The sequence below is a fragment of the Streptococcus mitis genome, assembly GCF_003942695.1.
In the GTDB taxonomy this organism is placed as follows: Bacteria; Bacillota; Bacilli; order Lactobacillales; family Streptococcaceae; genus Streptococcus; species Streptococcus mitis_BD.
In genome coordinates this window covers 62300-80425 of sequence record NZ_RJNU01000009.1, presented here as the reverse complement: position 1 = coordinate 80425, position 18126 = coordinate 62300, and the positions used below count along the sequence as shown (strand labels likewise).

Annotated in this window: 36 protein-coding genes; 35 read left to right on the top strand and 1 reads right to left on the bottom strand. The window is 37.7% G+C overall.

Annotated features, from left to right (window positions below; all coding sequences use genetic code 11):
* Positions 1–42: 42 nt before the first annotated feature.
* From D8852_RS07585 to D8852_RS07565, 4 genes are all read left to right on the top strand, one after another.
* Complete coding sequence (locus tag D8852_RS07585) at positions 43–231, top strand: helix-turn-helix domain-containing protein (RefSeq protein WP_125425318.1); 189 nt, start codon at positions 43–45, stop codon at positions 229–231.
* A gap of 12 nt (positions 232–243) precedes the next feature.
* Positions 244–510, top strand: a complete 267-nt coding sequence (locus D8852_RS07580; RefSeq protein WP_125425317.1) for a hypothetical protein — start codon at positions 244–246, stop codon at positions 508–510.
* 347 nt (positions 511–857) lie between these two features.
* Positions 858–1136, top strand: coding sequence for an HTH domain-containing protein (locus D8852_RS07570; RefSeq protein ID WP_125425315.1), 279 nt, complete (start codon positions 858–860; stop codon positions 1134–1136).
* A gap of 185 nt (positions 1137–1321) precedes the next feature.
* Entirely contained in the window at positions 1322–1504 is a 183-nt protein-coding gene (locus tag D8852_RS07565) for a hypothetical protein (RefSeq protein ID WP_001247797.1), read from the top strand.
* Here D8852_RS07565 and D8852_RS07560 read toward each other — a convergent pair.
* A complete protein-coding gene (locus D8852_RS07560; protein ID WP_000517705.1) occupies positions 1501–1725 on the bottom strand; it encodes a DUF2188 domain-containing protein in 225 nt (74 codons plus the stop codon). The genes D8852_RS07565 and D8852_RS07560 overlap by 4 nt on opposite strands.
* A gap of 199 nt (positions 1726–1924) precedes the next feature.
* On the opposite strand from D8852_RS07560, the gene D8852_RS07555 reads away from it, so the two are divergent.
* The 31 genes from D8852_RS07555 (at position 1925) to D8852_RS10040 (ending at position 18124) form a co-directional block, all read left to right on the top strand.
* Positions 1925–2113: a helix-turn-helix domain-containing protein gene (locus tag D8852_RS07555; RefSeq protein ID WP_041852836.1), complete on the top strand. Its 189-nt coding sequence runs from the start codon at positions 1925–1927 to the stop codon at positions 2111–2113.
* A 75-nt stretch (positions 2114–2188) separates the two neighbouring features.
* A complete protein-coding gene (locus D8852_RS07550; RefSeq protein WP_125425314.1) occupies positions 2189–2455 on the top strand; it encodes a hypothetical protein in 267 nt (88 codons plus the stop codon).
* An 81-nt stretch (positions 2456–2536) separates the two neighbouring features.
* Positions 2537–3232, top strand: a complete 696-nt coding sequence (locus D8852_RS07545; protein WP_125425313.1) for an ERF family protein — start codon at positions 2537–2539, stop codon at positions 3230–3232.
* A 3-nt stretch (positions 3233–3235) separates the two neighbouring features.
* A complete protein-coding gene (locus D8852_RS07540; protein ID WP_125425312.1) occupies positions 3236–4225 on the top strand; it encodes a DUF1351 domain-containing protein in 990 nt (329 codons plus the stop codon).
* On the top strand, positions 4226–4387 hold the full coding sequence (locus tag D8852_RS10050) for a hypothetical protein (RefSeq protein WP_185755601.1): 162 nt from the start codon (positions 4226–4228) through the stop codon (positions 4385–4387).
* Positions 4384–4950 carry a MazG-like family protein gene (locus tag D8852_RS07535; RefSeq protein ID WP_125425311.1) on the top strand — a complete coding sequence of 189 codons (567 nt, stop codon included), beginning with the start codon at positions 4384–4386 and terminating at the stop codon, positions 4948–4950. The genes D8852_RS10050 and D8852_RS07535 overlap by 4 nt, the downstream gene beginning before the upstream one ends.
* Entirely contained in the window at positions 4937–5119 is a 183-nt protein-coding gene (locus tag D8852_RS07530; protein WP_125425310.1) for a hypothetical protein, read from the top strand. Before D8852_RS07535 ends, D8852_RS07530 begins: the two co-directional genes overlap by 14 nt.
* Positions 5109–5654 carry a single-stranded DNA-binding protein gene (ssb, locus tag D8852_RS07525; RefSeq protein ID WP_125425309.1) on the top strand — a complete coding sequence of 182 codons (546 nt, stop codon included), beginning with the start codon at positions 5109–5111 and terminating at the stop codon, positions 5652–5654. The genes D8852_RS07530 and ssb overlap by 11 nt, the downstream gene beginning before the upstream one ends.
* 8 nt (positions 5655–5662) lie before the next feature.
* Entirely contained in the window at positions 5663–6199 is a 537-nt protein-coding gene (locus D8852_RS07520; RefSeq protein ID WP_125425308.1) for an NUMOD4 domain-containing protein, read from the top strand.
* A gap of 10 nt (positions 6200–6209) precedes the next feature.
* Positions 6210–6494 (top strand): hypothetical protein, encoded by a 285-nt coding sequence (locus D8852_RS07515; RefSeq protein WP_125411308.1) that lies wholly within the window; start codon positions 6210–6212, stop codon positions 6492–6494.
* Between the two features lie 13 nt (positions 6495–6507).
* Positions 6508–7665: a DNA cytosine methyltransferase gene (locus D8852_RS07510; protein WP_125425307.1), complete on the top strand. Its 1158-nt coding sequence runs from the start codon at positions 6508–6510 to the stop codon at positions 7663–7665.
* A 34-nt stretch (positions 7666–7699) separates the two neighbouring features.
* The gene (locus D8852_RS07505) at positions 7700–7903 is read left to right on the top strand and encodes a hypothetical protein (RefSeq protein ID WP_000161128.1); all 204 of its coding nucleotides are present in this window, start codon (positions 7700–7702) and stop codon (positions 7901–7903) included.
* Positions 7900–8319: a helix-turn-helix domain-containing protein gene (locus tag D8852_RS07500; RefSeq protein WP_125425306.1), complete on the top strand. Its 420-nt coding sequence runs from the start codon at positions 7900–7902 to the stop codon at positions 8317–8319. Before D8852_RS07505 ends, D8852_RS07500 begins: the two co-directional genes overlap by 4 nt.
* A gap of 10 nt (positions 8320–8329) precedes the next feature.
* On the top strand, positions 8330–9079 hold the full coding sequence (locus tag D8852_RS07495; RefSeq protein WP_125425305.1) for a DNA-methyltransferase: 750 nt from the start codon (positions 8330–8332) through the stop codon (positions 9077–9079).
* Between the two features lie 53 nt (positions 9080–9132).
* Positions 9133–9510, top strand: coding sequence for a hypothetical protein (locus D8852_RS07490; protein ID WP_125425304.1), 378 nt, complete (start codon positions 9133–9135; stop codon positions 9508–9510).
* Positions 9511–9687 (top strand): hypothetical protein, encoded by a 177-nt coding sequence (locus tag D8852_RS10045; protein WP_185755600.1) that lies wholly within the window; start codon positions 9511–9513, stop codon positions 9685–9687.
* A gap of 1 nt (position 9688) precedes the next feature.
* Positions 9689–10021: a DUF1372 family protein gene (locus D8852_RS07485; RefSeq protein ID WP_125425303.1), complete on the top strand. Its 333-nt coding sequence runs from the start codon at positions 9689–9691 to the stop codon at positions 10019–10021.
* A gap of 13 nt (positions 10022–10034) precedes the next feature.
* A complete protein-coding gene (locus D8852_RS07480; RefSeq protein ID WP_125425302.1) occupies positions 10035–10397 on the top strand; it encodes a hypothetical protein in 363 nt (120 codons plus the stop codon).
* Positions 10394–10804, top strand: coding sequence for an endodeoxyribonuclease RusA (locus tag D8852_RS07475; RefSeq protein WP_044812492.1), 411 nt, complete (start codon positions 10394–10396; stop codon positions 10802–10804). The genes D8852_RS07480 and D8852_RS07475 overlap by 4 nt, the downstream gene beginning before the upstream one ends.
* Positions 10797–11378, top strand: a complete 582-nt coding sequence (locus tag D8852_RS07470) for a DUF1642 domain-containing protein (RefSeq protein WP_260467097.1) — start codon at positions 10797–10799, stop codon at positions 11376–11378. Before D8852_RS07475 ends, D8852_RS07470 begins: the two co-directional genes overlap by 8 nt.
* On the top strand, positions 11379–11588 hold the full coding sequence (locus tag D8852_RS07465) for a hypothetical protein (RefSeq protein ID WP_125425301.1): 210 nt from the start codon (positions 11379–11381) through the stop codon (positions 11586–11588).
* Positions 11588–11782 (top strand): hypothetical protein, encoded by a 195-nt coding sequence (locus D8852_RS07460; RefSeq protein WP_125425300.1) that lies wholly within the window; start codon positions 11588–11590, stop codon positions 11780–11782. The genes D8852_RS07465 and D8852_RS07460 overlap by 1 nt, the downstream gene beginning before the upstream one ends.
* Complete coding sequence (locus D8852_RS07455) at positions 11779–12063, top strand: hypothetical protein (protein WP_125425299.1); 285 nt, start codon at positions 11779–11781, stop codon at positions 12061–12063. Before D8852_RS07460 ends, D8852_RS07455 begins: the two co-directional genes overlap by 4 nt.
* A 19-nt stretch (positions 12064–12082) precedes the next feature.
* The gene (locus tag D8852_RS07450) at positions 12083–12481 is read left to right on the top strand and encodes a hypothetical protein (protein WP_125425298.1); all 399 of its coding nucleotides are present in this window, start codon (positions 12083–12085) and stop codon (positions 12479–12481) included.
* Positions 12482–12541: 60 nt separating this feature from the next.
* Positions 12542–13624 (top strand): DUF4417 domain-containing protein, encoded by a 1083-nt coding sequence (locus D8852_RS07445; RefSeq protein WP_125425297.1) that lies wholly within the window; start codon positions 12542–12544, stop codon positions 13622–13624.
* Positions 13614–14033 carry a hypothetical protein gene (locus D8852_RS07440; protein WP_125425296.1) on the top strand — a complete coding sequence of 140 codons (420 nt, stop codon included), beginning with the start codon at positions 13614–13616 and terminating at the stop codon, positions 14031–14033. The genes D8852_RS07445 and D8852_RS07440 overlap by 11 nt, the downstream gene beginning before the upstream one ends.
* A 3-nt stretch (positions 14034–14036) precedes the next feature.
* Positions 14037–14447 (top strand): hypothetical protein, encoded by a 411-nt coding sequence (locus D8852_RS07435; RefSeq protein WP_125425295.1) that lies wholly within the window; start codon positions 14037–14039, stop codon positions 14445–14447.
* 192 nt (positions 14448–14639) lie between these two features.
* Positions 14640–15095 carry a KGG domain-containing protein gene (locus D8852_RS07430; protein ID WP_125425294.1) on the top strand — a complete coding sequence of 152 codons (456 nt, stop codon included), beginning with the start codon at positions 14640–14642 and terminating at the stop codon, positions 15093–15095.
* Positions 15085–16395 carry a PBSX family phage terminase large subunit gene (locus D8852_RS07425; RefSeq protein WP_125425293.1) on the top strand — a complete coding sequence of 437 codons (1311 nt, stop codon included), beginning with the start codon at positions 15085–15087 and terminating at the stop codon, positions 16393–16395. Before D8852_RS07430 ends, D8852_RS07425 begins: the two co-directional genes overlap by 11 nt.
* A gap of 12 nt (positions 16396–16407) precedes the next feature.
* Positions 16408–17970 (top strand): phage portal protein, encoded by a 1563-nt coding sequence (locus D8852_RS07420; protein WP_125425292.1) that lies wholly within the window; start codon positions 16408–16410, stop codon positions 17968–17970.
* Positions 17963–18124 (top strand): hypothetical protein, encoded by a 162-nt coding sequence (locus D8852_RS10040; RefSeq protein WP_185755599.1) that lies wholly within the window; start codon positions 17963–17965, stop codon positions 18122–18124. The genes D8852_RS07420 and D8852_RS10040 overlap by 8 nt, the downstream gene beginning before the upstream one ends.
* Positions 18125–18126 lie beyond the last annotated feature (2 nt).

Sequence of the window (18126 nt, the reverse complement as noted above, 5' to 3'; positions counted from 1 at the left end):
AGAAATAAAACGTAGAAATATTTCTAAAAAAAGGAGGAAAGCATGATTTACGACACTATCAAAGATGTTGCTGCAAATCAGGGGATATCGATCTATCGCATTGAGAAAGATCTGGAATTTCCAAATGGTTTGATTTCGAAATGGAACAAATCCACTCCATCAGCATCTAATCTTGCCAAGGTTGCTAAATATCTTGGCGTGACGACAGAGAAGCTACTTGGTGATGGTTAGAAAGGAGGCGATATGGCAGATGAAGATAGCCTAATTGGTAAATATCTAGAAATTTCTGGGGAGCTTGCGGGATACATTGAAGCTGAAACAGAAAAAGACCTACTTGTCCGTAGGGCGATAGTCATTAATGAGCATATCGGCTTATGTGAGCAAGCGGTCTATGTTGATAAGAAAGTGCTAGATAGCTATTGGGTCAAGATAGTAGAGTTATCTGCTATTCCTGAAACCATCAACAGCGTTGACAGCACTGATTTGGTTAGGAAATGGTTGAACATGTAAATTGACACTCTCATGTCCGTTGACATACTCAACACATTTCACCAAGTAATGCTCAGATTTATGGTCTGCTGACCTAGCGACAACAGAGCCGATAGTAGGAATAGCGGGCAACGTCATTGGTAGAGGTTCAACACGACCATTAATCATGATGTGACAAGTAATCATGACTTATTCTCCTTTCATGTAGGGTAAGTCAATTATAGCAAATTTAAAAGGAGGAGTTATGACAGATTTTAAAAACTTAAATCTTCAGCTAATCTTTCAGAAACGCGACTGAGGATTATACAGCGGTCAGAAATGATTTTCTGAGAGATCCAAAACTTGAGCCAGCAACAATTGGGATATTGATGGTCATTCTTAGCAATAAAGAGAATTGGCTTGTCTATCCAGAGGAAATAGCTAAACGGTTGAATATTAGCCGCGAAATGGTTTTAAGGCATTTCAAAAAGATTGAAAAAGCTGGATATTTACGGACTGTCAAAAAAAGCCTCGGCAGAGGGAGAGGAGTTCAGACTTTCAGATTCTTCTCAGATACAAAAATAACCGATTTTCAATTTGAAATTATGTTGCAACGTCTGGATGAAGCGATAGCTATGAAGAAGTCTGAGTTATCCACAATTGATTAATACAAAGTTGCGTTTTACAACATTGTATTTTATAACATTGTATTTTACAACGTTGTAAAATAAGGCACTAATAAGTATTAAATAACAACAAGTATTAAATAACAATAAATACTAACTAACAACAAGTACTACTTCTCTAAATAAATAAAAGAGAGGGTAGAAAAAAAATACAAAGGAGAAACGAAATGAGACCAAGAAAATATCCGTATAGTTTCAAACCAAATCTGATGAACATTTTAGATAGTCGCTTCTATACACGGCTAATTGTTGAAACAGAGGATGGAGCGAAAAAAATAGCAGAAGTCACACTAGATGATGTAACTTCTGCTACAGGGTATGTTGTAAGGCTAAGACCGAATTATGACTAGCCTTTAGGAGGGAATGGGTCTTTACCGTGGCTGTCACGGCTTTGAATTTTCCCATCTTTGCCATGAATGATTAGTTCGGAACCTTGATTTCGTGAAATCTGTCTAGCAATATTTTTAGCTTCACTCTTTGTAGTAGTATGAACAGTTGCTCTTGAATTGCCAGCACCTTTCACGTTCCAACCACCATTTTTGGCAGGGACAACATGCTGATTTTTACCCATGATTAAATCTCCTTTCTGTTTGAATTTTGACTAAAACGTGAGAGGTCTTAGTCAAGATATATTATATGCTAAAAAGCAATGTTTGTCAATATATTGTGTGAAAGAGAGAAGGAAATCTAAAATAAGCACAATATATAGTGTAATAGCATATATAAGCACAAAAAGTAAAAAAATAAAGCTAGATAAGGAGAAAAAAGCTATGCTTTGGGAAAAAATATCTGAAAAACTTTCGGAAAGAAATTGGACAGTTTATAAACTTTGTTTAAAAGCTGGTGTTGGTACAGCTGGAATCTATCGTTTAAGAGATGGAGAAGTGAAAGATTTATATTTTGACACAGTTAAGAAAATTGCTGATGCGTTAGAGATCAGCATAGATGAATTAAGATAAAACAAAAAAGCACCTGACGGCAATCAGGCGCATGACAAAATTATTCAAAAAAACTATACCACGAAAGGAGCAAAAATGGAAACAGTTCAAATCGTGAGAATTAAAGATGTGATCATCGAGAAGATTTCTGCAAACGATGAAGAACTAGAGCACATCTTTGGATGTTCAAAACGGCAAGCGGGAGATATGAGGCGAGAGATGAAAAAATTGCCTAGTCAACAAAAACACCTCAGAAATGATGGCCAGCTTGTCACAATCAAAGGTTTTGATGCTTATCTGCAATATCGAGGCAGTCAGTCATGGAAGAAAGAAATGGCTAAAACCGTTAAGATGACACGATAGCAGAATAATAACTACTAATAAACAACAAACTCATACTTATAGATAATAAGGGATTTACAGAGTTTTTAAAGGAGGAGGAAAATGGCAGATTTAACATTTGCAGAATTGCAGCGAAAAATGCAAATCGAAAAACAAACGAAACAGGGAGTGAAATATCCGTTTAGAACCGCAGAGGATATCAATAATAAATTTAAGTCTCTTGACAGTGGTTGGAGTGTGTCATTTCCTGAAGATGACATCATTCAAAAAGGCGACAAACTGTATTATAAAGCGACAGCCGTTGCTAAAAGAGAAAGTGATGGCACGATTGAAAAAGCTATTGGATGGGCTAGAGAAGAAGATGTACCAATTTTTCACACACAAAAAGGGGATGTGAAACAGATGCAAGATCCACAATGGACAGGTGCGGTTGGTTCTTATGCTAGAAAATATGCTTTACAAGGTTTATTTGCCATTGGAGGTGAGGATGTTGATGAGTATCCAGTAGAAGAAAGCCAAGAACAAGGGCAAACTAATCAGCAACAGAAACCAAACAACCAGCAAGCCCAAGAACAAAATCAAGTAAGATACATTGACAACATTCAGTATCAAGAAATTATCAAGAACGTTGAAGAAATTGCGACGATTAAGGGAGCGCCATTTGATACAGTTGCAAATTTTGTATTGAGCAAGTACCAAATAGACGATTTCCACCAAGTGCCAGTTGATGGCTATAACATAGTGATGGAATATCTCACTAAACAAATTCAAAAAGCATACGAAAAACAAGGAGTATAAGACATGGTAAAAGATGTAACTAATAACTTAACAGAAATCAAAGTAGATTTTCAACCTGCAGTAATCAATGTTGATTACGATAGCGTGGAGAAACAACTTGCGGCAATCGTTGCACAGTACACGGATTACGAGGTGACAGCATCCACTTACAAGATTGATTATGATGAGCGTACACGCCTTAATAAATTGAAAGAGGCGCTGGAAACTCGGCGTAAGGAAATCAAAAACAACATCAATAATCCTTACAAGGAATTTGAGAAGTGGTACAAGAAAACAGTTGAGCCATTGGATGATGTTATCTCAAACATCACAGCAGGACTTAATGCGATTGATGAACATGAACGATTGATGCGCGTGGATGTCGTGCGTGCCACATTCGAGGATAAGTGTATGGTTGCAGGGATTGAAAAATCCACATTCGCTGACAAATACGATGAGTACAGCCTCAAGAAACATTTTAAAACAGGCAAGTATGAGCTGAAAAAGACAACACTTGATGAAATGGATGCTTTAGTGCTTTCAGAATTTGATGCCCTGGAAGAATACAAGGCTAACAAGCAAGCTATCCAAGAGTTAGCTCAAGAGTACGATTTACCAGCTGATAGCTATATCAGACATCTTGAAGATGGTAAGAGTCTTGTTGATATTTTCAAGATGATGAAATCAGATCGTGATGCTGAGATTGCACGCAAAGAGCAGAAAGAGGCTCAAGAAAAAGCAAAAGATGAACGACTTGAAGAAATTGCTCAATCGGCCAAGAAAAATGCTAATACGAATATCAAGGCTTACGATGCCGAAACAGGCGAGATTTTGGAACAGGATACAATTACACCAGAACCACAAAACAACGTGCGAGAGGTGGCAAAATTTGAGCCTAGCGAGCCTTTAACAATTGACTTGCGTTTGACATTGCATGGTGGGAAATCTCAGCTTGATCAGTTGAAAGAATGGCTTGAGGATAACTTTATCAGCTTTGAAACTTTGGAGGTTTAGGTGGAATTTAAAAAGTATCAACTTATTTTAGAGTTTGAGGAGGCTAACAGGCCTCTCACACAAATTGAAAAGAAAGGTCTTGCTGTCTACTCTATTGAGTATCTAAAAGCTGGGCTAGATAGCTTAGAACGTGAATATTGCAACAGGAGGTATGCTCAATGAAATTTAATGAACTGATTGAAAATGTGAAAGGTTGGTCAACAGCTAAGGAGCTTGACAAAGCAAGCCCATTATCTCAAATGCTCAAACTCAATGAAGAGTGGGGGGAGCTCAATGGTGCGACAGTGCGAAAGGATAAGGAAAAGATAGCTGATAGCGTTGGAGATATGATGGTTGTCTTGACTATCCTAGCTCAACAGATGAACTTTTCTAAAATCCATTTGTCTCTCAATCCAGATGAGAACGGACAGCATAACTTTCATTATGTAGATCAGTGGTCAGTAGAGTTACTGTACTTGCACATTGCTAATGAAATTGGATTGATTGCGCGTGGTTTGGTTGATGTTTCAACTAATACAAATCGCATTAACGCACGCACTCAAATTCAGTTAAGTAGCCGTAACATTGCTATTTATCTGATGTTTGTTGCTAAGAAATTTGACTTGACTTTGACAGAGTGCCTTGAATTGGCATGGAATGAAATCAAAGACCGTCAAGGAAAGATGGTGGATGGTGTGTTTGTTAAATCTTCTGATTTAGAGGAGGTACAAGATGGCACAAAATAAATATTATGTATCAGCTAAAAAGGATGACCTAGACTTAGGGATAGTAGTTGAGGCTGAAAATCACTATATGGCTGCTGTAAAAATGTCATCGTTACTATGGGATGAGTTTAGTCTTGATGATGTGATTGTTACAGATGTTGATGTGATGGAGGTAAAGGATGATAAATAACGTTGTTTTAGTAGGGCGACTTACAAGAGATGCCGAACTGAGATACACGCAATCTAATATTGCAGTTGCTACGTTTACTCTTGCTGTAAACCGTCCATTTAAGAACGAGGCTGGAGAGCGTGAGGCTGATTTTATCAATTGCGTTATCTGGAGACAATCAGCTGAAAATCTTGCTAATTGGGCTAAAAAAGGCTCATTGATTGGTATCACAGGAGTAATTCAAACACGTAGTTATGATAACCAGCAAGGCCAACGTGTTTATATCACAGAGGTTGTTGCTAGTAATTTTCAACTGTTGGAAAGCCGCAACAGTCAGCAAAATAATCAAGGCCATCAAGATCATCATGGCTGTTATCAGCAACAGGGTTACAGCAACCAGGGCAGTTCTTTCCAAAATGGAAATAGTTACGGACAACAAGGTAGTTTCTTTGAGGGGAACACAACAAATCCAGTTCCTGATTTCACCCGAGACAACAATCCATTTGGCAGACCGACAAACCCATTGGATATTGACGATTCAGATCTGCCGTTTTGAGGTGATTTATGAGCAAAGAAATTTGGAAAGAGATCAATGGTTATGAGGGGATTTATGAAGTTTCAAACCATGGTAGAGTTAGAACTCACAAAGATAAAATCACACATAGCCAAAGATACGGTATCAGGCATTGGAAACAGAGGATTTTGAAACCTAAATCAACCAAAACTAGAGAACCTAGGGTGTCTCTATGGAAAAATAAGAGATCGAAAGATTACCTAGTACATAGATTGGTTGCAGAGGCATTTATACCAAATCCAGATAACAAACCGACAGTAAATCATATTGATGGCAACCCAGAAAATAATCATGTTAGCAATCTTGAGTGGGCGACTTACAAAGAAAACAATAATCATGCTTTCGATAACAACCTAATCAAAACAGGAATGAGCATCATTTTAGTTGATAAAAAGACTAAAGAAATACACATGTTTAGAAGCATGGCGAAAGCTAGTGAATTCTTAGGACATAATCACGGTTATTTGAGCAGTATATTGTCACACGGTCAGACTATATCCCAATATGAAATCTACACTAAATTATAGGAGGTGCTGAATGGAATTTATCAAAGTTAAAGCAGACTTACAATGCCCATTTTGTGGACACTGTAAAGTGGTTAAGGTAGGAGCGCATCGCAAGGCTCTTACTTGCCCATCGTGTAAACAAGCTGTTTTCTTGTCGTGGGCAACTGGTATCGAGGGGGAAACTGATGAACATGGTTATTATTTCCATGCCGTCGAACCTTTCAATATCCGCAAAATCAATCAAGAGTTTCAAGATGCTTTTGAAGATGCACCACCTAAACACTCTTTCACCATCAGAAATAAGATGAGAGGGTGATATAGTGCAGAAAATGAAATTCTTAGACTTATTTGCTGGCATTGGAGGTTTTAGGATCGGCATGGAATCAGCCGGGCATGAATGTATAGGATTTTGTGAAATAGACAAATTCGCTAGAGCTAGTTATAAAGCTATACACGATACGAAAGGAGAAATTGAATTACATGACATCACAACAGTATCAGATGACACTATTCGAGGAATCGGACATGTTGATGTTATCTGTGGAGGATTTCCGTGCCAAGCTTTCTCTATTGCAGGAGCAAGACGAGGATTTGAAGATACAAGAGGAACTCTCTTCTTTGAAATCGCAAGGTTCGCATCTATTCTCAAACCCAGATATCTATTCCTTGAAAACGTCAAGGGACTCCTCAACCACGACAGAGGAAATACCTTTGAGGTCATCCTCTCAGCGTTGGATGAACTGGGGTATGATGTGGAATGGCAAGTGCTTAACAGCAAAAATTTTGGAGTCCCCCAAAATCGGGAACGTGTGTTCATTATCGGACATCTTAGAGGAGGAAGTGGACGAAAGGTATTTCCTCTCAGCGGAGATGGTGCAGCGATTACTTGTGAACAACCAAAAATAAACAAGGTTGGAAATATTAGAAAAAAAGGGAAATCGCAAAGTGGTGATGTCGTCTCAATTGACTCATTAGCTCCTACCCTGTGTAGTACTACGACACAAAAAGATCCGTTAAAAGTTTTAATTGAAAATGAAATAAAGCAGTTTGGTGTTCTGCAACCAAACTACAATCAAAGCGGCGTTGTTTATGAGATTGATGGTATTTCACCAACAATCAGAGCGTATCAAGGAGGAAATCTTGAACCTAAAATCAGAGTAAAAGAGGCAACCAAGCAAGGCTACCAAGAAGCTGAAATTGGAGATAGTGTAAACCTATCGCATCCAAACTCTAAAACACGCAGAGGGCGAGTAGGTAAGCAGATAGCAAATACTCTCTTAACTGGAGAGAGTCAAGACGTGGTTGAGCCTGACTTTAGGATTAGAAAGCTGACACCTAGAGAATGCTGGAGGTTACAAGGTTTTCCTGATTGGGCTTTTGACAAGGCGCAGGAGGTCAACTCTAACAGTCAATTATACAAGCAAGCAGGCAACAGCGTAACAGTAAATGTTATTGCTGCAATAGCACAGGGGTTAGGAGGAAATTAACCCTATTTAAACCAATTTGAAAAGGAAACAGAAAATGACAAAGATTGAAATCGTTATGGTACTTACAACTTTGATGTCTATCACATGGGCAGCGATTGTTACAATTCACACTATGCAAGCTATCAAAAAGCACAAGGCAAAAGTGGATTATTATCAGAAACCACAAGTGCAATGCGAGATTGCACGTCATGTACTTAAAAATAAATGGTACTCAGATGGTGGGGAGGTATTTAGATGAAAGTATTTGATGGCGCTAAAATGCGCGCTATCCGTAAAGAGGCAGAGCTTACTCAGTATGATCTTGCCCCTATGGTCGGTATCAGTCAAAATCGAGTAAGTGACATTGAGAGAAATGTTACAACTCCAACGATTGAGGAAATCGAGGCATTCGCCGATGCCCTAAATACTCAAGTATCATCATTTTTAAGCAATGAGTCAGAGATTGAGGTTATTGCTAACACCTTTACCAAGAAGAAAAAGGACACTGATGCAGAGTCTCACTTTGACACCTCAACTGAGCAGATGGAGCTATTTGTTGATGATACTTTACTAGGTCATGACCTAGCAGGATATGTCTTGATCAGCCATAAAAGATATCTGGAGTTGTTAGATAGTCAAGATCGCTTAAATCAGTTACAAAAACTTTTGAAGTAAGGAGGTTGTGATGAAATTTGAACTTATCAACGACCACTTTGAAAATGCTAAGCGATACAACATACCGAGGGCGCAACTTATCATTGCCGATATTCCCTATAATCTTGGAAATAATGCTTATGCTTCTGATCCTAGATGGTACAAAGATGGCGATAACAAAAACGGCGAGAGTAAGTTGGCTGGAAAATCGTTTTTTGACACAGATAATGATTTTAAAATCAATAATTTCTTTGATTTTTGTAGTCGGTTGTTGAAGAAAGAACCCAAGGAAAAGGGGAAAGCGCCTGCTATGATTGTCTTTCATGCCTGGCAACAGCGAGACATGATTATAGAATGTGGTAAAAATCATGGTTTTAATAATGCTTATCCGCTCTATTTTACAAAGAAATCAAGCCCACAAGTGCTAAAGGCCAACATGAAAATTGTTGGCGCAGTTGAAGAGGCAACGGTATTATATCGTGATAAGCCCCCTAAATTTAACAATGGTGGGGCTATGATACTCAATCATGCCCCGTGGGAAAAAGATAGCTCTTATCCCGTTATCCACCCCACGCAAAAGCCGATACCAGTTTTGAAACGATTGATTGAAATTTTTACAGATGAGGGCGATGTTGTCATTGATCCCGTAGCAGGTTCTGGATCAACTCTAAGGGCTGCTATTGAGATGAATAGGTCAGCCTATGGATTTGAAATTAAGAAAGATTTCTATAAGGCTGCACAAGAGAAAATGCTATCAACGTTTCAAACCAGCTTATTTTAAACACACTAATTATTATCAAACAACAATATATGATTTTTTGGAGGAAAAAAACAATGACTAAAGAAACTAAAAACACAGTATTAGCTGAAACTATCGTAGAGAACTTGAAAGAGTTCGTTGAGGCATTACATTATGCTAGTAAAAAGGCAATGTTCTACTCTCTTTTGGAAAAGAATGTGAGTGAATTTAAAACATCTAATGTTATACACAATATTAGTCATGATTTGCTAGATATCTTAGATGGTAAGAGTGCTAAAGAAGTGCTTGAAGAAGCTGATGAAAATGAGGATGATAGCTCTTTAGTTGGATCAATCGCTATCAATGTAGAAACTGGGAAAGTTGAGGGAATTGATGACATCAAGGACACCAAAGTAAAAGAACAGATTTTAGCAGCTGTAAGTAAAGTGGTTGAAGAGTTAGGCGGTAATTAGATGATCTTGTTTTTGAAATTGATGGTTATCAGCGCTTGCTTGCTCCTTTCTATTCTGATTTTCGTTGCTGGGCACAAAACCTACAAAAAAGGAAAAGCGGACAAGGTGGTTTGGTTTATCTTAGATGCTTATGCTATCGCTTTGATTTACACAGTGATAAAGATTTTGGAGACATGACATGAAAAATAAAAATCGAGTTGGTCTATTTTTTGCACTTGCAGCCTTGTCTTTATCAATGCTAAATCTAGGTTTGATAATCTCTAAAAATCACTATAAACCGCAGGTGGTCAAGCTGGAGCAACAAGTGGATGAATTGAAAAAAAGAAAACCAGTCATTATTTATCAAGTTGATAATGCTGGTGGGGAGCTTATCGGAACGGTAACAGATAAAGCCATTGTTGATGGGCATTATACGATTACTATCGGAGCTTATGGCAAGTTTCTTGTCACTAAAGAGCAATATGAGAGCATCAACATAGGGGATGATGCACCAGGTTATTTGAAGAAATAAAGGATGGTGAATGATGGCAAAGCCTAAAAGATATCCTTTCATGGGGGTAAGAAAAGAAAACGAAACCAAAAAAATTGCATCGATGCTAAAGAAAGTTGATGGATGCGATTTGAGAGGTACGGTTCAAATTGAATATCTCCCCGAGTTTCATAAAACAAGGATTATTGTAAAAGCAGATGGCTATGGCAAGGGAATCAGAACAGCAACTTCAATAAGTGGCTTTGATTTTTCGGAAAAAGATGGGTCTTTCTTGAAACTAGCTCTTTTTAAAAGGGTTGAAGAAATGTCACAGTTTGACTTTAGGGAGACCACAAATGAAGAATGGTCTGGAATTGTTGTAGATATAATTAAAAAGATGAGGAGGGGGAAGATGTGAAATTTGAATTTTCTTTGCCTCGAAATACTAAGCTAAAATCTCTAAACATGGTTATCAACAGTAATGACAGGCAACACCAAACAGATAAGGCTAAAGTTACTAAGCGCATTAGAGCTTTTGCTTATTGGCATACATCAATGAACAAGGATAAAGGGAGGGCTGCTTTTAGCCCCTCTAACCCTTGTGAGGTTACAGTTACAATTTACAGCCCTACTAAGTCTAAATTAGATCCGCCTAACTTGTATCCGACAGTCAAGGCTATCATTGATGGCATGACTGATGCAGGTATTTGGACAGATGATAATCATAAGGTTATCAAAAAGTTATCTTTTGTTTATGGTGGATTAAGTGAGGAAAAAGGGCATTATAGATTAGAGTTTGATATAGAAGAGGTGGAAAATGAATAAAGATCTAATTGAAACACCACGCTTTAACTTTTTTATAGGGGATGAAGTTTTCTTGAAAGGGAAAATAGTCGGTTTTAATGTGGATGAGAACAAGTTCGTTGAGAATGTAGTTAGATTGGAATACGGGCAAACTCTCAATGTACCAAACATTAATATTTATACTAAAAATGACATCACTGATAAACCCAAAATTAAAGTCAAAGTACAGCAGTGTGTGGCGGATTGGATTGAGGTTTGTAAAGAACATTTAACAACTAGTCTATATACTGCTATGAATCCAAACTTTATGAAAGAAAACAACCAAAGTTTCGATTTAATATTATGGATTAAAAAGACGAGCAACCAAGAAGCTTTCGCTCGTGCATGGCTTGACGGCTACGAGATTCAGGGAACAAAGTATATAGTGACGGATGGCAATCATTTGTATTTCAAAAACTATCAAGAAGATATTGAAATTGTCAGACTAGTGGATGAACAACCTGGTACGATGGAGTATGTCAAGAAATTCGACACAAAGGAAGAAGCCCAAAAAGCTGCAGATATTCTTGGTTGGAAAGTTCAGGAGGTGGAATAAATGACAAAATTTGTTAAAATACAATCTTGTTATAGAGGACATACTGAAGATGAGCTTATCAACATAGATGATATTAGTCGCATCTGTCTAGGCCCTAATATCTTGTTTTTAAGAACACCTTACAATTTAGGAGAACATCGTATTTCTATCACTCGAAATTCAGTAGATAAGCTCTTAAAAGTGTTGGATATTATTGGGGAGGTGGAGTGATGGTACAAACACTTGAACAAGCTGCAAAAACTGAAAGCAAACGCATAAAAATCCCAACGAAAATCAGACCTAAAAACTATCCTTACTCAAGACATCAGTGGGAAAAAGTGGTTACAGTAGTTCACAGTCGAGTGTGTTCAAACTATTTTAAAATCGTAACCTTAAAAAATAGAATCACAGGAGAAGAAAAATGAAATCTAAAAAAACAGGTATTATCATTGGGGCGGTATTTGTAATCATTGCCTCACCGTTTGTAGTGCAATTTGGCTGGAATGAGGTCGTAACAACAATTGTCCCGGTTGGAAAAATTTCAGTTTGGCAAGCTTTGGGATTAGATGCGCTACTGTCATTCATCTTCCCTTTTGTGTCAAGTAAAAAAGAATCTTATGAAGACTATTCCCGTTCTGTTACTAGTAGTATCTCAAAGATTGTAACTTGCGCATTATTGATTTGGATAGCTAGTCTATTTATTTAGTGAGATTTGGAGGTAACGGATGACGAAGAAAAAAATAGAGCGATTATCTGTTATCCATAGGAGAGAAATCAATTGGCTCAAGTGGTATTTTTTGAGGGACAAGAAAAATCCGAAAAGAACCATTTTGGAGCAAAAGATTATAGTTTCTCATATCAAAAATGATAGTCTTGAAGCTAAGTTTTTAACCAATTTAAAAAAATCAACTGAAGATTTTATAGATGGGTCTGATCCTAAATATTTGCAGGCAATAAAAGAGGTTTATGTCTACGAGAACATGAATGTTATTGGAGCTTGTCAAAAAATACTATTTTATAGCCCAACCCAAGCCTATGTATTACTTAATGCGTGGTTTAATGATTATTTTCGTGCGACTTACACAGAATTACTTGAAAACGCAATCTTAGATAAAGAACCGTAAAAAAACCAAAGCTTATGTATCTATAATCAAGATATGTAAGCTTTTTTTGAAAGGAGAGATATGGACAACTTACAAATCGAGTATGTGGATATAAAATCCGTTAAACCATATCACAAAAATGCTAGGCATAATGACGGAGAGGCGACGGAGAAAGTTGCTGCATCCATAAAAGCTTTTGGTTTTCAGCAACCTATCTTAGTAGATGATAATAATGTCATCATTACAGGACATACAAGGCTAAAAGCAGCTCTTTCTTTAGGTATAGACACAATACCTGTCGCTCATGCTGTAAACTTGACAGACGAGCAGATAAAGGCTTATAGACTAGCAGATAATCGAGTTGCTGAGTATTCAACATGGGATGCGGAGCTTTTGAATGTTGAACTAGGTGAGTTTGAAACAATAGATATGAGCCAATTCGGGTTTGACTTATCCGTAACAGGCTTAGATTTTGGTATGAATCAAGAGCAAGAGGAATCTGACATCGAGGAAGAAGATGCAGAGGACTTTCATAGAGACACAACCATAAACCAGTACAATCTTTTTCATTATGACGAAAGTAGAGTAGATGGTCTTTATAACATGCCTATACTTGAGGGAGTGGATCATATACCTAAAGATTTTCAAGGTTTTAATTATGTTTTGAATAAACCAGATTATAGCTCATGTGTGCATTTCTTTTTAGATGATTATCAATTTGAACGGATTTGGCAAAGACCAGACTTTTATATTGAAAAGCTGTTAGATTTTGATAGCGCCTTAACTCCAGACTTTAGTCTATACCTTGATATGCCTATGGCTATGCAAGTATGGAACATTTACAGATCAAGATTGATTGGTCAGATAATGCAAGATTACGGTATGACGGTTATTCCAACGGTATCGTGGTCAACTGAGGAAAGTTTTGCTTTTTGTTTTGATGGTTTACCTCAAGGTGCAACGCTAGCAATCAGTACAATAGGCGTTAAGCAAAACAAAGAGCAGTTGAACATTTGGGAAAAGGGCGTAACAGAAATGATAAAGCGCCTCAATCCCAAAAGAATTGTAGTATATGGCGGAAAAGTGGAGTACGATTATAAAGATATAGAGGTTGTTTATTTTGAAAATGCAACAACGGAAAGGATGAAAAATAATGGGCGGTAGAGGAGCAAAAAGCGGAAGTAACAAGATTGATAGAATCGCGGTAAAAATGGCAGATGGATCCATTCGTCAATATCAACGAATAGGAAAAGATGGTATAGCAACATGGGATGGTTACGAGCTTCCGATACACCATAAGGGGGCATCGTTTTCAAAGGCTTTGGAAAATGCTAGAAAAAATGGAACTCTCGTCAAAGAGTTGAATAAAGCTCAAACTCGTAAAATAGACAAAAGAAATCAAAAAGATATAAAAGACTGGCGAGCAGAAGTAGAAAGAAGAAAAAACTCATGGGCTTTGATGGGGACAGGAACGCTAAATAGGCATGGGAAACTAGTAAATCATAGAGCCTCAGTAGGAAAAGAGGATTACCTAATTTCGTTTAATGAATGGAAACGACAAAATGGGAGGTAAACAATGGGTGGTAGAGGTGCGAGCTCCGGAAGAAGCAACAAAGGCAAAAAGTATGGGACAGAATATAGCACCTTGCATATAGCAGGTAATATAAAATTTGTCACTCAAAATGGTAGTGGTGGACAAGTAGCACCTATGGAAACCATGACCAAAGGTAGAGTATATGTATTAGTTGATAAACACACAAACAATTTAAAGAGTATCACTTACAATGATACAAAAAATAAACGTAATAAACAGATAGACCTAGATCATGAACATAAAAAAATGATTCCTCATGTTCATCGCGGTTATTTTCATAATGAATATGAAGTAAGTAAAAAAGGTGGTACAAATCTGACAACTAAAGAGAGGAAAATGGTTGATAGAGTGACGAAAGAGTGGTATAATTTTAATAGAAAACGCAAGGGATAGTATAGAAGGAGTACGCCTTGATAGAGGAAGCTACGGTGCGAATCCGTGTCATTGCGTTGCATCTAGCCCCATAATTGGGGCTTTTTTATTTTTCTGTCTTAAAACAGCGTAAAACATCCCCTTTTTTACCATATACAATGAAATCATAAGTATAAAATGCTTGTGATTTTTTGTTTGAAAGGAGGGTGAAAATTGCCTAGAGATGGAACTAAAAATTTAAAACCAGTTACAGAACGAACCAAAGATGAAGCAAGAGCTATCAGCTCAAAAGGAGGGAAAGCATCTGGCGTAGCAAGAAGAAAAAAAGCTGATCTAAAAAAAGCATTTGAAACCCTCTTATCTTTGGATGTGACGGATAGTAAAATCAAGAAACAACTTGAAGAAATGGGCATGACTGGCAACAATGAGGCGTTACTGGCCTTTGCAACCTTTCAGCAAGCTGTAAAAGGCAATCAAAAAGCGACTGAGAACATAATCAAGCTGACAAATACAAAAGATAAATACGATATACAAGAGCAGAAAGAGCGTATTAAAGCACTCAAGCATGAAAATAGAGAGCGTGCCGAAGCCGAGAGAGGCTCAAATGAAACAATCGAGATTGTGGATGCATGGGCTGAAGATGTGAAGGGGGCAACAGATGACCTTTAATGTCCAGAAGAATATTAACCCTCATTTTAAATCGGTATGGGTATCTAGATTACCTTACAATGTGCTAAAAGGTGGTCGGAACTCTTTCAAATCGTCGGTTATCGTACTGAAGCTGGTCTATATGATGCTGAGATATATCAGAGTTGGAGAAACAGCCAATATAGTTGTTATTCGTAAGGTAGCAAATACAATCCGAGATAGTGTTTTTAATAAGGTTTTTTGGGCTTTGAACTTGTTTGGCATGGGTAACAAATTTAAAAAAACAGTAAGCCCGTTTCAAATCATACACAAAAAGACAGGATCAACATTTTACTTTTACGGCCAAGATGACTTTCAAAAGCTCAAGTCAAACGACATTGGAAACATCATAGCGGTTTGGTATGAGGAGGCTGCTGAATTTAGTAATCAAGAGGATTTTGACCAGTCAAACGTAACATTCATGAGACAGAAACATCCACGCGCTAAGTTCGTACAATTCTTTTGGAGTTATAACCCACCTAGAAATCCGTATAGTTGGATCAATGAATGGTTTGAGAGCATCAAAACGAATAAGAACTATTTAGCTCATTCAAGCACCTATATTGATGATGAACTCGGATTCGTTACTGATCAGATGCTGGAGGATATAGAGCGTATCAAAGAGAATGACTACGATTATTACAGATACTTATATCTAGGTGAGGCAGTCGGATTAGGCAACAACGTCTATAACATGAGTATGTTTCATGCCATCGATGCTTTGCCTAGTGATGATAGGTTGATAGGTATATCATTTGCGCTTGACGGTGGACATCAGCAATCAGCAACAGCTTGTTGTGCTTTTGGGATAACAGCTAAAGGAAAAGTAATCTTACTTGATACCTGGTATTATTCACCAGCTGGCCAAGTGGTCAAGAAAGCGCCTAGTCAGCTATCTAAAGAGATATATACTTATATACGCTCGGTTATTGAGAAGTATAGAGTACAAGCTTTGCAGTACACGATAGATAGTGCTGAGGGAGCATTGAGAAATCAGATGTTTCTTGACTTTGGTTTGAAATGGCATCCAGTCGCTAAACTTAGAAAAGTGACTATGATTGACAGTTTTCAATCTTTGCTTGCTCAAGGTCGCTTTTACTATCTTAATACAGAGAATAACAAGATATTTATTGAAGAACACAAGATGTACCGCTGGGATGAAAAAACTATCAAATCTGACAATCCTAGCGTTATTAAAGAAGATGACCATACATGCGACACAACACAATATTTTGTATTAGACAATGCAAAATTGCTCGGTTTGCGTGTTGGTAATGTATAGAGGAGGGCAATCATGAGCCTATTTCAGAAAGTAAAAGACTTTTTTAGTCGAGGGAGGTATTACATGCAGACATCAAACCTTAATAGTATTTTGGAACATCCAAAAATTGCAGTGACTCAAGAGGAGTATGATCGAATCAAGAGAAATCTAGTTTACTATCAATCAAAATGGGATGATGTTCAGTACAAGAACACAGATGGAGATATCCAATCCCGCCCAATGAATCACTTGCCAATTGCAAGAACAGCATCGAAGAAGATTGCTAGCCTGGTTTACAATGAACAAGCGACCATTACGGCAAAAGATAGCACTTTGAGCAAGTTTTTAGATGATATGCTAATCAATGATAGATTTAATAAGAACTTTGAGAGGTATTTAGAGAGTGCATTGGCACTTGGTGGCCTAGCTATGCGGCCTTACGTTGATGGAGATAAGGTCAGAGTGGCATTTATTCAAGCTCCTGTATTTTTTCCGCTAGAAAGCAACACGCAAGATGTTTCAAGTGCTGCAATCCTTACTAAGACTATCAAATCTGAGGGGCGTAAGAACGTTTATTATACACTTGTCGAGTTTCACGAATGGGTAACAGCAGACGGACAAGAAACAGGTAGTACAAACGATAAGAAGTATTATCGCATTACAAATGAGCTATACAGGTCAGATGTGAATGACGTGCTTGGTCAACGTGTGAACTTGAGTGAACTAGATAAGTACAAGGATTTAGAACCCGTAACAGTCTTTGAGAACTTATCAAGACCGCTGTTTACTTATCTAAAAACTCCAGGTATGAATAACAAAGACATCAACAGTCCTCTTGGATTGTCTATCTTTGATAACGCAAAGACGACTATTGATTTTATCAATCGCTCTTATGATGAATTTATGTGGGAAGTCAAAATGGGGCAAAGGCGCGTGATTGTGCCGGAGCATTTGACACAAAGACAACATCAACTTCCAGATGGAACAATAGATTTTAGACCACGTTTTGATGTTGAGCAGAATGTTTATATGCAGATTGGCGGATCTAGCATGGATGCTGGAGGTATTACAGATCTTACCTCACCAATTCGAGCAGATGATTATATCCTTGCTATTTCTGAGGGATTGAAACTCTTTGAAATGCAAATTGGTGTATCAAGCGGGATGTTTACCTTTGATGGCCAAGGAGTAAAAACAGCGACAGAAATTGTCAGTGAGAACTCAGACACCTATCAGATGCGCAACAGCATTGTTGCACTTGTTGAACAAGCAATCAAAGAGCTTTGTGTTTCAATGTGTGAACTTGGTAAGGCGGTGGGGTTGTATAAGGGAGAAATCCCAGAACTGAAAGACATTTCTGTAAATCTTGATGATGGGGTATTCACAGATCGCCATGCCGAACTTGATTATTGGGCTAAAATGGTAGTAGCAGGATTCTCAACCAAGAAACGAGCGATTGGAAAAACTTTGAACCTTTCTGATGCTGAGGCAGAAAAAGAACTCAATGCTATCAATAGTGAGTTGCCGCCTATGAATGATGCCGAGCTTGCTATTTATGGTATGCATGACCAAAACGAGGAGGAAGAAGATGTTTAGAAGTTTTTTAATAAATTTCTTTAAAATACCAAAACATCCTAATCTTATATTCGCTGAACAAATGAGTATATCCATCAAAGCAGGTATGAGAGCTGGATTGGAGGGTGAAATTGAAACAATATCCAAGGGAATCAAGAAAATTAACACTCAATGATC

Bases quoted from the DNA above. Each gene is read 5' to 3' on its own strand.
- D8852_RS07585 (WP_125425318.1), top strand. From the start codon at position 43: ATGATTTACGACACTATCAAAGATGTTGCTGCAAATCAGGGGATATCG.
- D8852_RS07580 (WP_125425317.1), top strand. From the start codon at position 244: ATGGCAGATGAAGATAGCCTAATTGGTAAATATCTAGAAATTTCTGGG.
- D8852_RS07570 (WP_125425315.1), top strand. From the start codon at position 858: ATGGTCATTCTTAGCAATAAAGAGAATTGGCTTGTCTATCCAGAGGAA.
- D8852_RS07565 (WP_001247797.1), top strand. From the start codon at position 1,322: ATGAGACCAAGAAAATATCCGTATAGTTTCAAACCAAATCTGATGAAC.
- D8852_RS07560 (WP_000517705.1), bottom strand. From the start codon at position 1,725: ATGGGTAAAAATCAGCATGTTGTCCCTGCCAAAAATGGTGGTTGGAAC.
- D8852_RS07555 (WP_041852836.1), top strand. From the start codon at position 1,925: ATGCTTTGGGAAAAAATATCTGAAAAACTTTCGGAAAGAAATTGGACA.
- D8852_RS07550 (WP_125425314.1), top strand. From the start codon at position 2,189: ATGGAAACAGTTCAAATCGTGAGAATTAAAGATGTGATCATCGAGAAG.
- D8852_RS07545 (WP_125425313.1), top strand. From the start codon at position 2,537: ATGGCAGATTTAACATTTGCAGAATTGCAGCGAAAAATGCAAATCGAA.
- D8852_RS07540 (WP_125425312.1), top strand. From the start codon at position 3,236: ATGGTAAAAGATGTAACTAATAACTTAACAGAAATCAAAGTAGATTTT.
- D8852_RS07535 (WP_125425311.1), top strand. From the start codon at position 4,384: ATGAAATTTAATGAACTGATTGAAAATGTGAAAGGTTGGTCAACAGCT.
- D8852_RS07530 (WP_125425310.1), top strand. From the start codon at position 4,937: ATGGCACAAAATAAATATTATGTATCAGCTAAAAAGGATGACCTAGAC.
- ssb (WP_125425309.1), top strand. From the start codon at position 5,109: ATGATAAATAACGTTGTTTTAGTAGGGCGACTTACAAGAGATGCCGAA.
- D8852_RS07520 (WP_125425308.1), top strand. From the start codon at position 5,663: ATGAGCAAAGAAATTTGGAAAGAGATCAATGGTTATGAGGGGATTTAT.
- D8852_RS07515 (WP_125411308.1), top strand. From the start codon at position 6,210: ATGGAATTTATCAAAGTTAAAGCAGACTTACAATGCCCATTTTGTGGA.
- D8852_RS07510 (WP_125425307.1), top strand. From the start codon at position 6,508: ATGAAATTCTTAGACTTATTTGCTGGCATTGGAGGTTTTAGGATCGGC.
- D8852_RS07505 (WP_000161128.1), top strand. From the start codon at position 7,700: ATGACAAAGATTGAAATCGTTATGGTACTTACAACTTTGATGTCTATC.
- D8852_RS07500 (WP_125425306.1), top strand. From the start codon at position 7,900: ATGAAAGTATTTGATGGCGCTAAAATGCGCGCTATCCGTAAAGAGGCA.
- D8852_RS07495 (WP_125425305.1), top strand. From the start codon at position 8,330: ATGAAATTTGAACTTATCAACGACCACTTTGAAAATGCTAAGCGATAC.
- D8852_RS07490 (WP_125425304.1), top strand. From the start codon at position 9,133: ATGACTAAAGAAACTAAAAACACAGTATTAGCTGAAACTATCGTAGAG.
- D8852_RS10045 (WP_185755600.1), top strand. From the start codon at position 9,511: ATGATCTTGTTTTTGAAATTGATGGTTATCAGCGCTTGCTTGCTCCTT.
- D8852_RS07485 (WP_125425303.1), top strand. From the start codon at position 9,689: ATGAAAAATAAAAATCGAGTTGGTCTATTTTTTGCACTTGCAGCCTTG.
- D8852_RS07480 (WP_125425302.1), top strand. From the start codon at position 10,035: ATGGCAAAGCCTAAAAGATATCCTTTCATGGGGGTAAGAAAAGAAAAC.
- D8852_RS07470 (WP_260467097.1), top strand. From the start codon at position 10,797: ATGAATAAAGATCTAATTGAAACACCACGCTTTAACTTTTTTATAGGG.
- D8852_RS07465 (WP_125425301.1), top strand. From the start codon at position 11,379: ATGACAAAATTTGTTAAAATACAATCTTGTTATAGAGGACATACTGAA.
- D8852_RS07460 (WP_125425300.1), top strand. From the start codon at position 11,588: ATGGTACAAACACTTGAACAAGCTGCAAAAACTGAAAGCAAACGCATA.
- D8852_RS07455 (WP_125425299.1), top strand. From the start codon at position 11,779: ATGAAATCTAAAAAAACAGGTATTATCATTGGGGCGGTATTTGTAATC.
- D8852_RS07450 (WP_125425298.1), top strand. From the start codon at position 12,083: ATGACGAAGAAAAAAATAGAGCGATTATCTGTTATCCATAGGAGAGAA.
- D8852_RS07445 (WP_125425297.1), top strand. From the start codon at position 12,542: ATGGACAACTTACAAATCGAGTATGTGGATATAAAATCCGTTAAACCA.
- D8852_RS07440 (WP_125425296.1), top strand. From the start codon at position 13,614: ATGGGCGGTAGAGGAGCAAAAAGCGGAAGTAACAAGATTGATAGAATC.
- D8852_RS07435 (WP_125425295.1), top strand. From the start codon at position 14,037: ATGGGTGGTAGAGGTGCGAGCTCCGGAAGAAGCAACAAAGGCAAAAAG.
- D8852_RS07425 (WP_125425293.1), top strand. From the start codon at position 15,085: ATGACCTTTAATGTCCAGAAGAATATTAACCCTCATTTTAAATCGGTA.
- D8852_RS07420 (WP_125425292.1), top strand. From the start codon at position 16,408: ATGAGCCTATTTCAGAAAGTAAAAGACTTTTTTAGTCGAGGGAGGTAT.
- D8852_RS10040 (WP_185755599.1), top strand. From the start codon at position 17,963: ATGTTTAGAAGTTTTTTAATAAATTTCTTTAAAATACCAAAACATCCT.